This is a genomic window from Variovorax sp. GW822-FHT04E09, from assembly GCF_058800845.1.
Genome location: NZ_JBXAMR010000001.1, coordinates 711,097 through 727,645, shown reverse-complemented (window position 1 = coordinate 727,645; position 16,549 = coordinate 711,097). Strand labels below are relative to the sequence as shown.

17 protein-coding genes are annotated in these 16,549 nt (G+C 68.2%); 15 read left to right on the top strand and 2 right to left on the bottom strand.

The window, feature by feature from the left end; translation table 11 throughout:
* Window positions 1-41: 41 nt before the first annotated feature.
* From AC1RL8_RS03480 to AC1RL8_RS03415, 14 genes are all read left to right on the top strand, one after another.
* Window positions 42-1,079, top strand: a complete 1,038-nt coding sequence (locus AC1RL8_RS03480) for a sulfonate ABC transporter substrate-binding protein (protein WP_492683903.1) — start codon at window positions 42-44, stop codon at window positions 1,077-1,079.
* A gap of 23 nt (window positions 1,080-1,102) precedes the next feature.
* The gene (locus AC1RL8_RS03475) at window positions 1,103-2,062 is read left to right on the top strand and encodes a sulfonate ABC transporter substrate-binding protein (RefSeq protein WP_062470010.1); all 960 of its coding nucleotides are present in this window, start codon (window positions 1,103-1,105) and stop codon (window positions 2,060-2,062) included.
* 152 nt (window positions 2,063-2,214) lie between these two features.
* Window positions 2,215-3,384 carry an FMNH2-dependent alkanesulfonate monooxygenase gene (gene ssuD, locus AC1RL8_RS03470; protein WP_492683902.1) on the top strand — a complete coding sequence of 390 codons (1,170 nt, stop codon included), beginning with the start codon at window positions 2,215-2,217 and terminating at the stop codon, window positions 3,382-3,384.
* An 8-nt stretch (window positions 3,385-3,392) separates the two neighbouring features.
* Window positions 3,393-4,244 carry an aliphatic sulfonate ABC transporter permease SsuC gene (ssuC, locus tag AC1RL8_RS03465; protein WP_487846838.1) on the top strand — a complete coding sequence of 284 codons (852 nt, stop codon included), beginning with the start codon at window positions 3,393-3,395 and terminating at the stop codon, window positions 4,242-4,244.
* A gap of 11 nt (window positions 4,245-4,255) precedes the next feature.
* Entirely contained in the window at window positions 4,256-5,215 is a 960-nt protein-coding gene (locus AC1RL8_RS03460; RefSeq protein ID WP_492683901.1) for an aliphatic sulfonate ABC transporter substrate-binding protein, read from the top strand.
* 4 nt (window positions 5,216-5,219) lie between these two features.
* The gene (locus AC1RL8_RS03455; protein ID WP_095745458.1) at window positions 5,220-6,050 is read left to right on the top strand and encodes an ATP-binding cassette domain-containing protein; all 831 of its coding nucleotides are present in this window, start codon (window positions 5,220-5,222) and stop codon (window positions 6,048-6,050) included.
* Between the two features lie 36 nt (window positions 6,051-6,086).
* Window positions 6,087-7,376, top strand: coding sequence for an O-acetylhomoserine aminocarboxypropyltransferase/cysteine synthase family protein (locus tag AC1RL8_RS03450; RefSeq protein ID WP_492683900.1), 1,290 nt, complete (start codon window positions 6,087-6,089; stop codon window positions 7,374-7,376).
* A gap of 16 nt (window positions 7,377-7,392) precedes the next feature.
* A complete protein-coding gene (locus AC1RL8_RS03445; protein ID WP_062470026.1) occupies window positions 7,393-7,989 on the top strand; it encodes a malonic semialdehyde reductase in 597 nt (198 codons plus the stop codon).
* 52 nt (window positions 7,990-8,041) lie between these two features.
* A complete protein-coding gene (locus AC1RL8_RS03440) occupies window positions 8,042-8,257 on the top strand; it encodes a TOBE domain-containing protein (protein ID WP_007829250.1) in 216 nt (71 codons plus the stop codon).
* 470 nt (window positions 8,258-8,727) lie between these two features.
* Window positions 8,728-9,210, top strand: a complete 483-nt coding sequence (locus AC1RL8_RS03435; RefSeq protein ID WP_369632785.1) for a rhodanese-like domain-containing protein — start codon at window positions 8,728-8,730, stop codon at window positions 9,208-9,210.
* Between the two features lie 37 nt (window positions 9,211-9,247).
* Window positions 9,248-10,168 carry a serine O-acetyltransferase EpsC gene (epsC, locus tag AC1RL8_RS03430; RefSeq protein WP_070060834.1) on the top strand — a complete coding sequence of 307 codons (921 nt, stop codon included), beginning with the start codon at window positions 9,248-9,250 and terminating at the stop codon, window positions 10,166-10,168.
* Window positions 10,165-10,434, top strand: a complete 270-nt coding sequence (locus AC1RL8_RS03425; protein WP_062470032.1) for a helix-turn-helix domain-containing protein — start codon at window positions 10,165-10,167, stop codon at window positions 10,432-10,434. Before epsC ends, AC1RL8_RS03425 begins: the two co-directional genes overlap by 4 nt.
* A 64-nt stretch (window positions 10,435-10,498) precedes the next feature.
* The gene (locus AC1RL8_RS03420; RefSeq protein ID WP_042579703.1) at window positions 10,499-11,431 is read left to right on the top strand and encodes a family 2A encapsulin nanocompartment shell protein; all 933 of its coding nucleotides are present in this window, start codon (window positions 10,499-10,501) and stop codon (window positions 11,429-11,431) included.
* 66 nt (window positions 11,432-11,497) lie between these two features.
* Window positions 11,498-13,333, top strand: a complete 1,836-nt coding sequence (locus AC1RL8_RS03415) for a family 2A encapsulin nanocompartment cargo protein cysteine desulfurase (RefSeq protein ID WP_492684851.1) — start codon at window positions 11,498-11,500, stop codon at window positions 13,331-13,333.
* A 6-nt stretch (window positions 13,334-13,339) separates the two neighbouring features.
* Here AC1RL8_RS03415 and AC1RL8_RS03410 read toward each other — a convergent pair whose 3' ends face one another.
* The gene (locus tag AC1RL8_RS03410) at window positions 13,340-14,308 is read right to left on the bottom strand and encodes an alpha/beta hydrolase family protein (RefSeq protein ID WP_492683899.1); all 969 of its coding nucleotides are present in this window, start codon (window positions 14,306-14,308) and stop codon (window positions 13,340-13,342) included.
* 132 nt (window positions 14,309-14,440) lie between these two features.
* Between AC1RL8_RS03410 and AC1RL8_RS03405 the strand changes: the two genes are divergently transcribed.
* Window positions 14,441-15,802, top strand: coding sequence for an NAD(P)/FAD-dependent oxidoreductase (locus AC1RL8_RS03405; RefSeq protein ID WP_492683898.1), 1,362 nt, complete (start codon window positions 14,441-14,443; stop codon window positions 15,800-15,802).
* A gap of 31 nt (window positions 15,803-15,833) precedes the next feature.
* Here AC1RL8_RS03405 and AC1RL8_RS03400 read toward each other — a convergent pair whose 3' ends face one another.
* A complete protein-coding gene (locus AC1RL8_RS03400; protein ID WP_492683897.1) occupies window positions 15,834-16,535 on the bottom strand; it encodes an aspartate/glutamate racemase family protein in 702 nt (233 codons plus the stop codon).
* Window positions 16,536-16,549: the final 14 nt, after the last annotated feature.

The window sequence follows — 16,549 nt, the reverse complement described above, 5'->3', positions numbered from 1 at the left end:
GGGATCGCTTTGCCCCACGTTTTTGCACCAAGGAATTCCGCATGAACCCCGTCGCTCCCGAAGACTCCGTGTTCGAAGTCGCGCCGCGCTCCTTCTGGCAGGCGCTGCGCGACCTGGCCATCAGTGCCATCGTCGTCACCGCCATCGCGCTCATCGTGAGCTTCATCTCCGCCGCCTCGGCACACGCCCAGACGCAGACGAAGGCCAGGGGCGAGCTGCGCATCGGCTACCAAAAGTCGGCCAGCCTGTTCGTGTTGCAGAAGGCGCAGGGCACGCTCGAGAAGAAGCTCTCGCCGCTGGGCTTCGGCGTGAAGTGGGTCGAGTTCCCGGCCGGCCCGCAGCTGCTCGAAGGGCTGAACGTCGGCGCGGTCGACGTGGGCTATGTCGGCGAGGCGCCGCCCATCTTCGCGCAGGCCGCGGGGGCGAAGTTCGTCTACTTCGGCTACGACCCGGCCGCGCCGCGCGCCGAGGCCATCCTCGTCACCAAGGATTCGCCCATCCGCTCCGTGGCCGACCTCAAGGGCAAGAAGGTCGCGCTCAACAAGGGCAGCAACGTGCACTACCTGCTCGTGAAGCAGCTGGAGAAGAACGGCCTGAAGCTGTCCGACATCCAGCCCGTGTACCTCGCGCCCGCCGATGGCCGCGCCGCCTTCGAAAGCAAGAACGTCGACGCCTGGGTGATCTGGGACCCGTTCCAGGCCGCCGCCGAGAAGGCCACCGGCGCCCGCGTGCTGGCCGATGGCGCGCCTGACGTGGTCAACAACTACCAGTACTACCTGGGCGAGCGCGGCTTCGTGAAGAAGCACCCGCAGGTGATCGATGCGCTGTTCGCCGACTCGGTCGAGCAGGGCATCTGGCTCAAGAAGAACCTGCGCCAGGCCGCCGAGCTGATCGCGCCGCTGCAGGGCCTGCCCGTGGACGTGGTCGAGCTGGCGCTGCGCCGCTATGAGTTCAACGTGAAGCCGATCACCGCCGCCGTCGCGGCCGACCAGCAGCAGATCGCCGACACCTTCTACGCGCTGAAGCTCATTCCCAAGCCCATCAAGGTCAGCGACGCGGTCGTCACGGCCCAGCCCTGAACAGTTTCGAAGGACCCCATTCCATGACCCGCATTGCCATTCCCCGCCGCCGCCTGCTCCAGGGCGCGGCCGCCGCCCTCGCGCTGCCGTCGTCGTTCGCCGCCCTGGCGCAGGCCCCCGCGCGCCAATTGCGCATCGGCCATCAGAAGGGCTACCTGAGCGTGCTCAAGGCCCGCGGCACGCTCGAGAAGCGGCTCGCGCCGTTGGGCGCCACCGTGAAGTGGACCGAGTTCACGGCCGGCCCGGTGCAGCTCGAGGCGCTGAACGTCGGCTCGATCGACTTCGGCGACGTGGGCGAAGCGCCGCCCATCTTCGCGCAGGCCGCCGGCGCGCCGCTGGCCTACGTGGGCGCCACGGTGCCGCGCCCGAAGACCGAGGCGGTGCTGGTGCCCAAGGGCTCGGCCATCCAGACCGTGGCCGACCTCAAGGGCAAGAAGATCGCGCTCAACAAGGGCTCGAACGTCCACTACTTCATCGTCAAGCTGTTCGAGAAGCACGGCCTGGCGTACAGCGACCTGAACCTGGTCTACCTGCCGCCGGCCGATGCGCGCGCCGCCTTCGAAAAGGGTTCGGTCGACGCCTGGGTGATCTGGGACCCGTTCCTGGCCGCCGCGCAGCAGTCGCTCGACGCGCGCATCCTGGCCGATGCCGTGGGCGTGGTCGGCAACCGCGCCTACTACTTCTCGTCGCTCGACTACGTGGCGAAGAACGCCGACGTGCTGGCCGTTGCGATCGAAGAGGTCAACAAGATCGACCAGTGGGGCGCCGCCCATCGCAACGAACTGGCGACCGAACTGTCGGCCATCTGGGGCCTGCCCAAGGCGGTGGCCGACCTGTCGCAAGGCCGCACCGCCTACGGCACCGGCCCGATCACCAAGGCCATCCTGGCCGAGCAGCAGCAGATCGCCGACACCTTCTTCGCGCTCAAGCTGATTCCCAGAAAGATCAACGTGCTCGAAGCCGCCGGCGCGGGGATCGCGTGATGGCCGCCGTGTTGTCGACTGCGCTGCACGAACGCGCCGGCCACGTGCTGGCCATCACGGCGCGCGCCTGGGGCGTCGTGTCCGCGGCGCGCCGCCTTCCTTTCCTGCTTGCCGTCTGAACGGGCAAGCCAACGAACGATCGAGAGTTTCCGATGCAGATCTTCTGGTTCCTCCCCACGCACGGCGACAGCCGTTACCTCGGCACGAGCGAAGGCGCGCGCGCCGTCGACCTGCCGTACCTGCAGCAGATCGCCGGCGCGGCCGACCACCTCGGCTACGAAGGCGTGCTGATTCCCACCGGCCGCTCCTGCGAAGACCCGTGGGTGATCGCGTCCAGCCTGATCGGCGCGACGAAGAAGCTCAAGTTTCTGGTGGCGGTGCGCCCGGGCCTGCACCAGCCCAGCCTGGCCGCGCGCATGGCCGCGACCTTCGATCGGCTCTCGGGCGGGCGCCTGCTCGTGAACCTCGTCACCGGCGGCGACCAGGCCGAGCTGGAAGGCGACGGCGTGTACCTCGACCATGCGGCGCGCTACGAGCAGTCGGCCGAGTTCATCCGCATCTGGCGCGAGATCATTGCGCGCAGCCACGAGACCGGCACCTACGACTACGAGGGCAAGCACCTGAGCGTGAAGGGCGCGCGGCTGCTGTTCCCGCCGGTGCAGAAACCGTATCCGCCCGTGTGGTTCGGCGGCTCTTCTGCGGCGGCGCATGACCTCGCGGCCGAGCAGGTCGATGCCTACCTGACCTGGGGCGAGCCGCCCGCGGAAGTGTCAAAAAAGATCGCCGACGTGCGCGCCCGCGCCGAGCGCCAGGGCCGCACCGTGCAGTTCGGCATCCGCCTGCACGTGATCGTGCGCGAGACCGAGGACGCCGCCTGGAAGGCCGCCGAAGAACTCATCAGCCGCGTCGACGACGAAACCGTCGCGCGCGCCCAGGCCGCCTTTGCGCGCATGGATTCCGAAGGCCAGCGCCGCATGGCCGCGCTGCACGCCGGCGGCGCCAAGCGCGGGCGCGCCGACCTGGAGATTGCGCCCAACCTCTGGGCCGGCGTGGGCCTGGTGCGCGGTGGCGCGGGCACGGCGCTGGTCGGCGACGCCAAGACCGTGGCGGCGCGCATCGAGGAGTACGCGGCACTGGGCATCGACAAGTTCATCTTCTCGGGCTACCCGCACCTCGAAGAGGTCTACCGCTTCGCCGAGCTGGTGTTCCCGCTGCTCTCGCGCAAGGCGAAGACGCAACTCGCGGGCGGCTCGCTGAGCGGTCCTTTCGGCGAAGTCGTCGCCAACCTCGACGCGCCTTCCCGACTCGTCTCGCAAAGCTGAGGACTCGCATGACCGAACAAGTACAGGAACTGCCGGCGGTGGCGCCGGCATCGAACACCGCAGGGGACGCATTGCGGGGCTTCGGCCTCAACGTCGCGAAGCGGCTCATTCCGTGGCTGGTGCCCGTGGGGCTGATCGTCGTCTGGCAGATCGCCTCGTCGCTGGGCTGGCTCTCGACGCGCGTGCTGCCGGCACCGCTGGACGTGGTCAAGGCCGCGTGGTCGCTCACCGTGTCCGGCGAGCTCTGGACGCATGTGAAGGTGAGCGCGGGCCGCGCGCTTGCGGGGCTGGCCATCGGCGGCGGCGCGGGGCTCGCGCTGGGCCTGCTCACGGGCTCGGTGAAGTTCTTCGAAACGCTGCTCGACTCCACCATCCAGATGGTGCGCAACATCCCGGCGCTGGCGCTGATTCCGCTGGTGATCCTGTGGTTCGGCATCGACGAATCGGCCAAGCTCTTTTTGATCTCGGTGTCGGTGTTCTTCCCGATCTACCTGAACACCTTCCACGGCATCCGCAACGTCGACCCGCAGCTCATCGAGATGGGCCGCACCTACGGCCTGTCGCGCTGGCAGCTGTACCGCGAGGTGATCCTGCCGGGCGCGCTGTCGTCGATCCTGGTGGGCCTGCGCTTCTCGCTGGGCCTGATGTGGGTGATCCTCATCGTGGCGGAGACCATCTCGGCGCAGGCCGGCATCGGCTACCTCACGATGAACGCTCGCGAGTTCCTGCAGACCGACATCGTGCTCGTGGGCATCCTGCTGTACGCGCTGCTCGGCAAGCTGGCCGACCTGTTCGCACGCGGCCTGGAGCAATGGTGGCTGCGCTGGCACCCTGGCTACCAGAAGAAGCCGGCGAAGTGAAGGCAGGGCACATGAACCACCTCATCAATCGCCGCACCGCCATTGCGACGCTGGGTGCGCTCAGCGCAGGTGCCGTGCTGGCACAGCAACAACGGCCCGCCACCGTGCGCTTCGGCTACCAGAAGTCGTCCACGCTGATCGCGCTGTTGAAGGTGCAGGGCACGCTCGAGAAGCAGCTCGTGCCGCTCAATGTGACGCTGAGCTGGCACGAGTTCACCAGCGGCCTGCCGCTGCTCGAAGCGCTGAACCTCGACAACCTGGACATCAGCGCCGACGTGGCCGACACCGTGCCCGTGTTCGCACAAGCGGCCGGCGCCGACCTGACCTTTCTGGCGCAGGAAGCCCCATCGCCGGCCGCGCAGGCCATCGTCGTGCGCGACGAGTCGCCGCTCAAGACCGTGGCCGATCTCAAGGGCAAGAAGGTCGGCTTTGCGAAGGCGGCCGGCGCGCACTACCTGCTGATCGCCGCGCTGGAGAAGGCCGGCCTGTCGTTCAAGGACATCGAGCCCGCCTACCTCACGCCGGCCGACGGCCGCGCCGCCTTCGAACGCGGCGCCATCGACGCCTGGGTGGTCTGGGACCCGTTCCTGGCCGCGGCCCAGCGCCAGTCGAAGGTGCGCATCCTGGCCGACGGCGCGGGCATTGCGTCGTACCAGCGCTACTACCTGGCGAGCACCAAGTTCGCGAAGGCGCGGCCCGACGTGCTGCGCGTGGTCTACACCGAACTAGAAAAAACCGGCAAGCGGGTCAAGCAGCACCCCAAGGAAGCCGCGGCCTTGCTCGCGCCCGTGTGGGGGCTCGACGCCCCGACCATCGAGCAGGCCAACAGCCGCCGCAGCTACGCCGTGCGGCCGGTGGTGGCCGGCGGGCTGGCCGAACAGCAGCGCATCGCCGATGCCTTCTTCGCCGAGAAGCTGCTGCCCAGAAAAATCGATGCGCTGAACGTGGCGCTGTTCAACCCCGGGGCCTGACTTCATGAGTGCCGTTCTGAAAGACATCCAACCTCAAGCCATTGCCGGCGGCGTGCGCCTCGAGGCGCGCGGCCTGCACAAGCGCTACGGCGCGCGCGAGGTGCTGCGCAACACGCAGCTGACCATCGAGCCGGGCCAGTTCATCGCCATCGTGGGGCGCAGCGGCTGCGGCAAGAGCACGCTGTTGCGGCTCATCGCGGGCCTGGAAGAAGCCACCTCCGGTGGCCTCTACACCGACGGCAAGGCCGTGAGCGGCCTGCACGACGACACGCGCATCATGTTCCAGGAAGCGCGCCTGTTGCCGTGGCGCCGCGTGCTCGACAACGTGACGCTGGGCCTGCCGAACGATGCCAAGGCGCGCGGCAAGGAAGTGTTGGCGCAGGTCGGCCTGGCCGACCGCGAGAACGAATGGCCGGCGCGCCTGTCGGGCGGTCAGCGCCAGCGCGTGGCCCTGGCGCGCGCGCTGGTGCACCACCCGCGCCTGCTGCTGCTCGACGAGCCGCTGGGCGCGCTCGACGCGCTCACGCGCATCGAGATGCACCGCCTCATCGAGAACCTGTGGCAGCGCCACCGCTTCACCGCGCTGCTGGTGACGCACGATGTGCAGGAAGCCGTGGCGCTGGCCGACCGCGTGATCCTCATCGAGGACGGCCGCATCGCGCTCGACGAGAACATCGCGCTGGCCCGCCCGCGCTCGCAGGGCGACCCGGCCTTTGCCGCGATTGAAAAACGAATCCTCGACCGGGTGCTGCAGAAGTCCGAAGAGACCGATGTGGAAAGCACCGATGCCAGCTGGCTCACGCCCCAGGCCCACGCCCTGCGCTGGGCGATCTGAGTCGTTTCATCCATTCCCCCTTTGAAAGGCAGTCGCATGTCGCAGAACTGGAAATTCGAAACCCTGTCGGTCCACGCCGGCTACTCGCCCGACCCGACCACCCGCGCGGTCGCGCCGCCGATCTACCAGACCGTGGCCTACGCCTTCGACAGCGCGCAGCACGGCGCGGACCTGTTCGACCTGAAGGTGCCGGGCAACATCTACACCCGCATCAACAACCCGACGCAGGACGTGCTGGAGCAGCGCGTGGCCGCGCTCGAAGGCGGCATTGCGGCGCTGGCGCTGGCCTCGGGCCAGGCGGCCGTGACCTACGCGATCCAGACCATCGCCGAGGCCGGCGACAACATCATCAGCAGCACCGCGCTGTACGGCGGCACCTACAACCTGTTCGCCCACACGCTGCCGCAGTTCGGCATCACCACGCGCTTCGCGGACCACCGCGACCCGAGCAGCTTCGAGAAGCTGTTCGACGAGCGCACCAAGGCGGTGTTTGTCGAGTCGCTGGGCAACCCGGCGGGCAACGTGACCGACATCGCGGCCATCGCCGAGATCGCGCACCGCCACGGCGTGCCGCTCATCGTCGACAACACCGTGCCCTCGCCGTACCTGAGCCGACCCATCGAGCACGGCGCCGACATCGTGGTGCACTCGCTCACCAAGTACCTGGGCGGCCACGGCACCAGCATCGGCGGCGCCATCGTCGACTCGGGCAAGTTCCCGTGGGCCGAGCACAAGGAGCGCTTCAAGCGCCTGAACGAGCCCGACGTGAGCTACCACGGCGTGGTCTACACCGAGGCACTGGGCCCGGCCGCCTACATCGGTCGTGCGCGCGTGGTGCCGCTGCGCAACACGGGCGCGGCCATCTCGCCGTTCAACGCCTTCCTGATCCTGCAGGGCATCGAGACGCTGGCGCTGCGCATGGACCGCATCAGCAGCAATGCGCTGGCGGTGGCGCAGCACCTGAAGCAGAGCAAGGCCGTCAACTGGGTGAACTACGCGGCGCTCGAAGACCATGCCGACTACCCGCTGGCGAAGAAGTACTTCGGCGGCCGTTCCAGCGGCGTGCTGACCTTCGGCATCGGCGCAGGTCGCGAGGGCGGGGCGAAGTTCCTCGATGCGCTGAAGCTCTTCACGCGCCTCGTGAACATCGGCGATGTGCGCTCGCTGGCCACGCACCCCGCATCGACCACGCACCGGCAGCTGTCGCCCGAAGAGTTGGCCCGGGCCGGCGTCACGGAAGACACGGTGCGTTTGTCGGTGGGCATCGAGCACATCGACGACCTGATTGCCGACCTCGACCAGGCGCTGGCCGCCGCATCGAACTGAGACAGCGTTCCAAGCCATGACCACATTGCAAGCCATTCCTGACGCCGCGCTGGACCAGCTGTTTCGCAAGGCGCGCACCGTGCACGCCTTCAAGCCGGTGCCCGTGACCGACGCGCTGATCCATCAGCTGTATGACCTCGTGAAGTGGGGCCCGACCGCCTACAACGCCCAGCCCGCGCGCTACGTGTTCGTGCGCAGCGAGGAGGCCAAGGCGAAGCTGAAGCCGGCCGTGTCGGCGGGCAACACCGCGCAGACGCTGCAGGCCGGCGTGACGGTGATCGTGGCGCACGACACGCGCTTCTACGAGCACCTGCCCACGCAGTTCCCGGCCTACGACGCCAAGCCCTTCTTCGAGAAGAGCGCCGACGCCGCGCAGGCCACGGCCTTTCGCAACAGCAGCCTGCAGGGCGCCTACCTGATCCTGGCGGCGCGCGCACTCGGGCTCGACGCGGGGCCGCAGTCGGGCTTCAACGCCGACCTGGTCGACAAGGCCTTCTTCCCCGACGGCCGTTACCGCGCGAACTTCCTCGTCAACCTCGGCGTGGCCGACCACGCCGGCACTTTCGAACGCGGGCCCCGGCTGGCGTTCGACGACGTGGCCGAGATCGTCTGAGCGCCGGCCGTTTTCACTCACAACCCCTGTCAACCCTGAAAGAGAAATCACCATGTCCATCCAAGCCATCAACGTCCGCAACCAGTTCAAGGGCAAGGTCCGCGAGATCATCCGCGGCGACGTCGTCTCCGAAGTCGATGTCGAAACCGCCTGGGGCATCGTCACCTCCGTCATCACCACGCGCTCGGTCGACGAGCTGCAGCTGAAGGTGGGTTCCGACGTGGTCGCACTCGTGAAGTCGACCGAAGTTTCGATCGCCAAGCTCTGACGGACCCTCGGGCTTTGCGATTCCCCGGTGCTGTCTTTGGTGCCGGGGTTTTTCGTTTGAGGTCGCTGGTTCGGGGCGTGTGCCCAGGCCACCGGGTACTTCCCTCCGCGAATGTCCTCCGGCCTGCGGCCTCCCCCTTGATTTCGCTGCGGGAAGCACCCAGTGTCCTGCGCACGGGACGCGGCGGTGGTGTGCAGCCGATCAACGACCGCACTGAACACGCTCACGCCGATGGGGTGCCTTGCGCAGCGAAATCAAGGAGGAGCCCGAAGGGCGGGGGACATTCGCGGAGCAAGGTACCCCGTCGGCGGGAGCGCGCCCTGAAGCACCCGGGCCTTGCACCCCATAGATCACAAGGTTGTTAAGAATCGACTTTTGAGTCGTTTGACCTTGGCCTTCGCACTCCTACAGTGGTGGTTATCGCCATCAAGGAAGATGGAATGACCAACGTACAACAGGAGCCGAACCGCATGTCCGTGGAAGTTGAAGATGTCATCGCCTTGCCGCCCGCTCTCGAACAGGCGCGCGCGCAAGCCATCGAAAAGAACTGGCCCTACGCCGGCGGCGTGACGCCCCCCGTGGCGTGGCAGCTGGTGCAGGACGGCCAGGCCCTGATCGTGGACGTGCGCTCCGGCGAAGAACGCAAGTTCGTCGGTCACGTGCCCGACAGCCTGCACGTGGCGTGGGCCACGGGCACCGCGCTCACCCGCAACCCGCGCTTCGTGCGAGAACTCGAAGCCAAGCTGGCGAAGGACGGCGGCAAGGAGGCCGTGGTGCTGCTGCTGTGCCGCAGCGGCAAGCGCTCGGCGCTGGCGGCCGAAGCCGCGGCCAAGGCCGGCTTCACGCAGGTGTTCAACGTGCTCGAAGGCTTCGAGGGCGAGATCGATGCGCGGCAGCATCGCGGCGGGTCCGACGGCTGGCGTTTCCATGGCCTGCCGTGGGTGCAGGACTGAACCCACACCGATAGAAACACACGGGAGGAAAACACACATGGCTCAATTCGAAGTGAGTGACATCGTGCGCGCCCTGCACGAGGTGCGTGACGAGTGGCGCGATTCGCAGCGCCGTTCGCGCGAGCCCGGTGCGCGCGAGTTTCCGTCGCGCGATGCGCTGGCGCAGATCGTCGAATCGCTCAAGGGCGCGCTCTTTCCGATGCGGCTGGGCCCGCCGGACCTGCGCCACGAGAGCGAGGATTTCTACGTGGGCCACACGCTCGACGCCGCCTTGCAGGCACTGCTGGTGCAGGCCCGGCTCGAGCTGAACTTCAACGCCCGGCTGGCACCGCGCCCCGCGAGCGAGATCGACGCTGCAGCCACCGAAGCCGTGCGCCAGTTCGCGAACGCGCTGCCGGGCCTGCGCCGGCTGCTCGACAGCGACGTGCTCGCGGCCTACCAGGGTGACCCCGCGGCGCGCAGCGTCGACGAGGTGCTGCTGTGCTATCCGGGCGTGCTCGCGATGATCCACCACCGCCTCGCGCACCGGCTCTACGAGCTCGGCCTGCCGCTGCTCGCGCGCATCGTGGCCGAGCTGGCGCATGCGCAGACCGGCATCGACATCCACCCGGGCGCGACGATCGACGCGGGCTTCTTCATGGACCATGGCACCGGCGTCGTGATCGGCGAGACGGCCGTCATCGGCAAGCGCGTGCGGCTGTACCAGGCCGTCACGCTCGGCGCCAAGCGCTTCCCCACCGACGCCGAAGGCAACCTGCAGAAGGGCCTGCCGCGCCACCCGGTGGTGGAGGACGACGTGGTCATCTACGCGGGCGCCACCATCCTGGGCCGCGTGACGCTGGGCAAGGGCGCGGTCATCGGCGGCAACGTGTGGATCACCGACGACGTGAAGCCCGGTGCCAGCGTCACGCAGGCCAGCCTGCAGAACAACAGCGCACCGAAGGCGGGCGGCGTATGAAAGCCTTCGTCGAAGACTTCGGCGTCACCGTGCGCCAGCTGCGCGAAGGGCAGGGCTGGTCGCAGGAAGAGCTGGCCGAGCGTTCCGATCTGAACCGCTCGTACGTGGGCGAGATCGAGCGCGGGCGCGTGATCCCGTCGATCGTCACGGCGCAGAAGCTGGCCACCGCGCTGGGCATCAACATCGTCAACCTGCTCGCGCGTTGCGAGCAACTGGAGCAGTCGCGCCTTGCACGGCGGATCAACTTGGCGGCTATAGCCTGTTGAGGGGAAACCCGTGGTCGCCAGACACTGGCGATCACTTTTTCCTCAACCCACGGAGCCTTGATCCATGAGTGCAACAGTCGGTGGTACCACCGCCCTTGGCGACAACGCCGCCCGCCAGCTAGCCAACGCCACCAAGACCGTTCCCCAACTCGAGACCATCAGCCCGCGCTGGCTGACGCACCTGCTGCAATGGGTGCCGGTGGAGGCGGGCATCTACCGCGTCAACAAGGTCAAGAACCCCGAGTCGATCAAGGTCACCTGCACCTCGCGCGAAGAAGAGAACCAGCTGCCGCGCACCTTCGTCGACTACGAAGAGAACCCGCGCGAGCACTACCTCAATGCCGTGAGCACCGTGCTTGATGTGCACACCCGCATCTCCGACCTGTACAGCAGCCCGCACGACCAGATCAAGGAGCAGCTGCGCCTGACGATCGAGACGATCAAGGAGAACCAGGAGAGCGAGCTCATCAACAACCCCGACTACGGCCTGCTGGCGCAGGTGAGCGAAGAGCAGCGCATCTTCCCGCTGACCGGCGCGCCCACGCCCGACGACCTGGACGAGCTGCTGACCAAGGTGTGGAAGGAGCCCGCGTTCTTCCTCACGCACCCGCTGGCCATTGCCGCGTTCGGCCGCGAGGCCACGCGCCGCGGCACGCCGCCGCCCACGGTGAGCCTGTTCGGTTCGCAGTTCATCACCTGGCGCGGCATTCCGCTGATTCCGTCGAACAAGGTGCCGGTGGCCGACGGCAAGAGCAAGATCCTGCTGCTGCGCGTGGGCGACAAGCGCCAGGGCGTGGTGGGCCTGTTCCAGCCGGGCCTGTCGGGCGAGCAGAGCCCGGGGCTGTCGGTGCGCTTCATGGGCATCAACAACCATGCGATCGCGTCGTACCTGATCTCGCTGTACTGCTCGCTCGCGGTGCTGACCACCGACGCGCTGGCCGTGCTCGACGACGTCGAGATCGGCAAGTACCACGACTATCCCGACACCTACAAGTAAGCCGCGGTGAGCAGCACACCCACGTTCCCGGGCGAGGCGCCGTTCGATCCGGCCGTTCTCGCGCGCATGGCCAGCGCCATGTTCTCCGCGCCGCCGGGCGCGCAGTTTCCCGCCAACATCGCGCCGCCGGGCTCGCCGCTGGTGAGTCCCGCCGGCTTCGGGCCGAGCGTGCCGGGCACGCCGATCCCGCAGGGGCAGATTCCGGGCGCCAATGTGCTGCCTGCATCGCCGACGCAGCTGCCGTCGCTCGCGAACCGCGCGCCGGCCTTGTTGCCGCATGCGTTGGCGGGCAACGGCGTGCCTGACACGGTGCTGTCGGTGGCGCCGGCTTTCGAGCCGCGCTCGGGCGGCGTGGTGCAGGGCGTGCCGCAGCAGGTGGGGGCGCCTGCGTCGCCGCAGGCGGCTTCAGCCTCGCCGTTCTACTTCCTGAACCACAGCTACGGGCATCCGACGGCCACTGCCAGTGACGGCTTCGCGATCCACGATCCGTTCGCGGGCCTTGCCGCGCCGACGGCGCAGCCCGCATTGCCACCGAGCCCGCTTTCGGCGCCGGTCGGACGCGACGCGCAGTTCTACTTCGTCGATGCGGTGCGCCTGCCCAACGGCTTCGTCACGCCGGCCAAGCCCGATCCGCGCGGCCCCGACGCGGTGCCGCTCGCGGGCAGCGGCCAGCATCCGCCGTTCGACGTGCACGCTGTGCGCCGCGACTTCCCGATCCTGCAGGAGCGGGTGAACGGCAAGCAGCTCGTGTGGTTCGACAACGCCGCCACCACGCACAAGCCGCAATCGGTCATCGACCGCATCGCGTACTTCTACGAGCACGAGAACTCGAACATCCACCGTGCAGCCCACGAGCTGGCCGCGCGCGCGACCGACGCCTATGAAGGGGCACGCGAGCGCGTGCGCAAGTTCATCAACGCACCCGAAGTCGACGAAGTGATCTTCGTGCGCGGTACCACCGAGGCCATCAACCTCGTGGCCAAGAGCTGGGGCGGCCAGCATGTGGGCGAGGGCGACGAGATCATCGTGTCGAACCTCGAGCACCACGCCAACATCGTGCCGTGGCAGCAGCTTGCCGCCGCCAAGGGCGCGAAGCTGCGCGTGATCCCGGTGGACGATTCGGGCCAGGTGCTGCTCGACGAATACCGCAAGCTGCTGAACGACCGCACGAAGATCGTCGCGGTCACGCAGGTATCGAACGCGCTGGGCACCGTGGTGCCGGTGAAGGAGATCGTCGAGCTGGCACACCGCGCGGGCGCCAAGGCGCTGGTCGATGGCGCGCAATCGGTCTCGCACATGCGCGTCGACGTGCAGGACATCGGCGCCGACTTCTTCGTGTTCTCCGGCCACAAGGTGTTCGGCCCGACCGGCATCGGCGTGGTCTGGGGCAAGCGCGAGGTGCTCGAGGACATGCCCCCGTGGCAGGGCGGCGGCAACATGATTGCCGACGTGACCTTCGAGAAGACCGTGTTCCAGCCGATCCCGAACAAGTTCGAGGCCGGCACCGGCAACATCGCCGATGCCGTGGGCCTGGGCGCGGCCATCGACTACGTGAACAAGGTCGGCATCGAGAACATCGCGCGCTACGAGCACGACCTGCTGGTGTACGGCATGGCGCAACTGGGCGCGATCCCCGGCGTGCGGCTGATCGGCACCGCGGCCGACAAGGCGAGCGTGATGTCCTTCGTGCTCGACGGCTACACCACCGAAGAGGTGGGCCACGCGCTCAACGACGAAGGCATCGCGGTGCGCACGGGGCACCACTGCGCGCAGCCGATCCTGCGGCGCTTCGGCGTCGAGACCACGGTGCGACCGTCGCTGGCGTTCTACAACACCTTCGACGAGATCGACCGGCTGGTGACGGTGGTGCGGCGGCTCGCCGGCCAGCGGCGCACGCGCTGAGCCGGCTCAGGGCTTCGATGCCAGGTGCTGCCTGAAGAAGGCGAGCACCTTGGCATTGAAGTCGGCGTGGAAGGCGACGCGGTCGAAGCCGCCGGCATCGCTGCAGATCTCCGGCAAGGCCTTGGCCATGGCCGGCGCGCAGGGCGCCAGGAAGGCGAAGTGCGCGGTGTTCGAGGGCTCGTACCAGTCCGGCGCGGAAGGCAGGTGGCGGCGAATCGCTTCGACGTCATCCAGCGCCACCCCGTCGCCGCCACGCGCGGAGGCCCAGAGCTGGACGGGCACCGTGACCTGCTTCAGCCCCTCGGCATCGAAAAAACTCAACGGGTCGACGATCACCGCCGCCTTGATGCGCGCATCGTGCACCGGCGGCGCGGGCAGTTCCTGGCGCTGGATCTGGCCGCAGAACGGAATCCTCGACGCCGGCGTGCAAAAGCGCAGGCCCAGCTTGAAGTCGGGCACCGCGCCCGTCGCGACGAGGCCGGTGTAGCCGCCGCGCGAGAAGCCGAAGAAGCCGACCTGGTCGGCGACGATCTTTGTGTGGCCGGGCCACGTCTTGAGCATGTGATCCGCCAGCCGCCGCATGTCGACGGGCCGCGCGGCAAATGTCGAGAGATGGCCCCGGCGTTCCATGTCCTGGAAGTTGTCGTTCGGATGGTTGATGGCGGCGACCACGAAGCCCGCGTCGGCCAGCGCCGCGGCCGTGTCGTGGTGCCCGAGGAACGAGCCGCCCGAGCCGTGCGACATCAGCACCAGCGGCAGGCCCGTGCCGGCAATGGGGCAGTCCTTGGTGGCCGAAATGGCGATCAGGCCGAACGCGATCTCGCCGGGTGCCGCCTCGCAAGGCGTCCACACCGCGCCGCGCAAGGCCGGCCCGTCCTTGTCGGCCGGCACCTCGATGAAGCTGAACCCCGCGGCGTGGCTCCATGCAGCAGACACACAGAGGGCGGCGAGCAGTGCAAGGCGATGCAGGGTCATGGCGCGCAAGGGGTCGAGGGCTGAAAAGGCCGCCAGTGTGCCGCCTCCGGCCCCGCGCCGCCAGCCCGTTTTGCGTCGTGCGATGCGGGCGCGCTATGCTCTGTCGCTGTCCATCACGCTGCTTGTCTTCGCATGTCCCAGCCTCAGGTTTCTTCTTCCGGTGCTCCTTCTTCTGTCAGCGATTCCTGCGATGTGTTCGTGATCGGCGGCGGCCCCGCGGGCTCGACCGTCGCGGCGCTGCTGGCGCAGCAGGGGCGAAGGGTGGTGCTGGTCGAGAAAGAGCACCATCCGCGTTTTCACATCGGCGAATCGCTGCTGCCCGCGAACGTTGAGCTGTTCGACAGGCTCGGCGTGCGTGACCAGGTCGAGAAGATCGGCATGCCGAAGTTCGGCATCGAGTTCGTCTCGCCCGAGCATGAGCACCGCAGCTACGTGGAGTTCGCCGAAGGCTGGGACAAGTCGCTCGACTCCGCCTGGCAGGTGCGCCGCTCCGAGCTCGATGAGCTCTTGTTCCGCAACGCCGCCACGCGCGGCGCCCAGACCTTCGAAGGCTGCAAGGTGCGCGACGTGGCCTTCGACGCCGACGGCGCCACCGTGCAGGCCGTGATGGATGATGGCGCCAAGCGCAGCTGGCGCGCGCGCTTCGTGGTCGACGCCACGGGCCGCGACACGCTGCTGGCCAACAAATTCCGCTGCAAGCAGAAGAACCCCGACCACAACAGCACCGCGCTGTTCGGCCACTTCACGAACGCCGAACGGCTCGAAGGCAAGAAGGAAGGCAACATCAGCATCTGCTGGTTTCCGCACGGCTGGTTCTGGTTCATTCCGCTGGCCGACGGTACGACCAGCGTGGGCGCGGTGTGCTGGCCCTACTACCTGAAGACGCGCGAAAAATCGCTGAAGGAATTCTTCTACGACACCATCGCGTTGTGCCCCGTGCTGGCCGACCGCCTGAAGAACGCCACCCTGGTCGACGACGCCGTGCACGCCACGGGCAACTTCTCGTACTCGAGCACGCACGCCACCGGCGACAACTACCTGCTGCTGGGCGACGCCTTCACCTTCATCGACCCGATGTTCTCCTCGGGCGTGTACCTGGCGATGCACAGCGCCTTCGACGGCGCCGAACTGGTGGCCACCGCGCTCGACCAGCCGGCCGAGTTGGCCCGCGCGCGCGAAGGCTTCGAGGCCATGATGCGCAAGGGCCCGCGCGAGTACTCGTGGTTCATCTACCGCGTGACCAACCCGACCATCCGCGACATGTTCATGTACCCCGGCAACCCGTTCCGGGTGAAGGAGGCGCTGATGTCGCTGCTGGCCGGCGACATCTACAAGGGCACGCCGATGTGGGGCGCGCTGCGCATGTTCAAGGTGCTGTACTACGGCATCTCCCTCGCCAACTTCCGCCGCACCTGGGCGGGCTGGAAGCGCCACCGCTTCAACATCCGCGACATGGGTGCGTTGAAGGGGGAGACGATCCTCAAGTCGGACTAGGCGCGCCCAGAGGCGGGTTCGCGTCGCGGGGCTACCAGCCCGTCAGGCCGGTACGGGCGGATGCCCACGCGGTGTTCGATGCGCGCAACGTCGCCACCGCGTGCGCCACCCCCAGTTGCGGGCTGCTGAGCACATCGACCCCGAGGTCCGCCAGCAACCCCGTCACCGGCGCCATCGACGCCTGCGCCAGCACGATCACGTCGGTGCCGTCGGCCGCGGCGCGGATCGATTCGGCCAGCGTGGCCACGTAGCGCGCGATGTCGCCGGACTGGAAATGCACCCAGGCGTCCTCGACCAGCAGCGTGCTGGCGCGGATGCCGACGCCGGCTTGCCGCGCGGCTGAAAGCACGAGCGACAGGGTCGGGTCGATGGTGCTTTCGACGGCACCGACGATCAGCACGCGCGGGCCGTTGCGCACGGCGCGGTCGGCCATGGCGCGGTCGATGCGCAGGGCGGCGAAGGCGCCGCCGGTGGCGGTCCTTTCGGCGATGCCGCCGATGGTCGAGCAGGTGCACACGACCACCGAGGCGCCGTCCAAGGCGGCGTCGCGCATGGCCTCGTGGACGCGCGCCACCAGGCCGGCGTGGTCGAGGCCCAGGGTGCGCGCATCGGCGAGCAGCTCTTCCATCACCAGGTGCTGCACGCGCAGCTCGGGCGCGAGCTCGCGGGCCAGGCTGCCGAAGGTCTGCACATGCACCTGCGCGGTATGGAGGAAGGCGAGCGTGTCGGCCATGGCGTGGCTGCCGT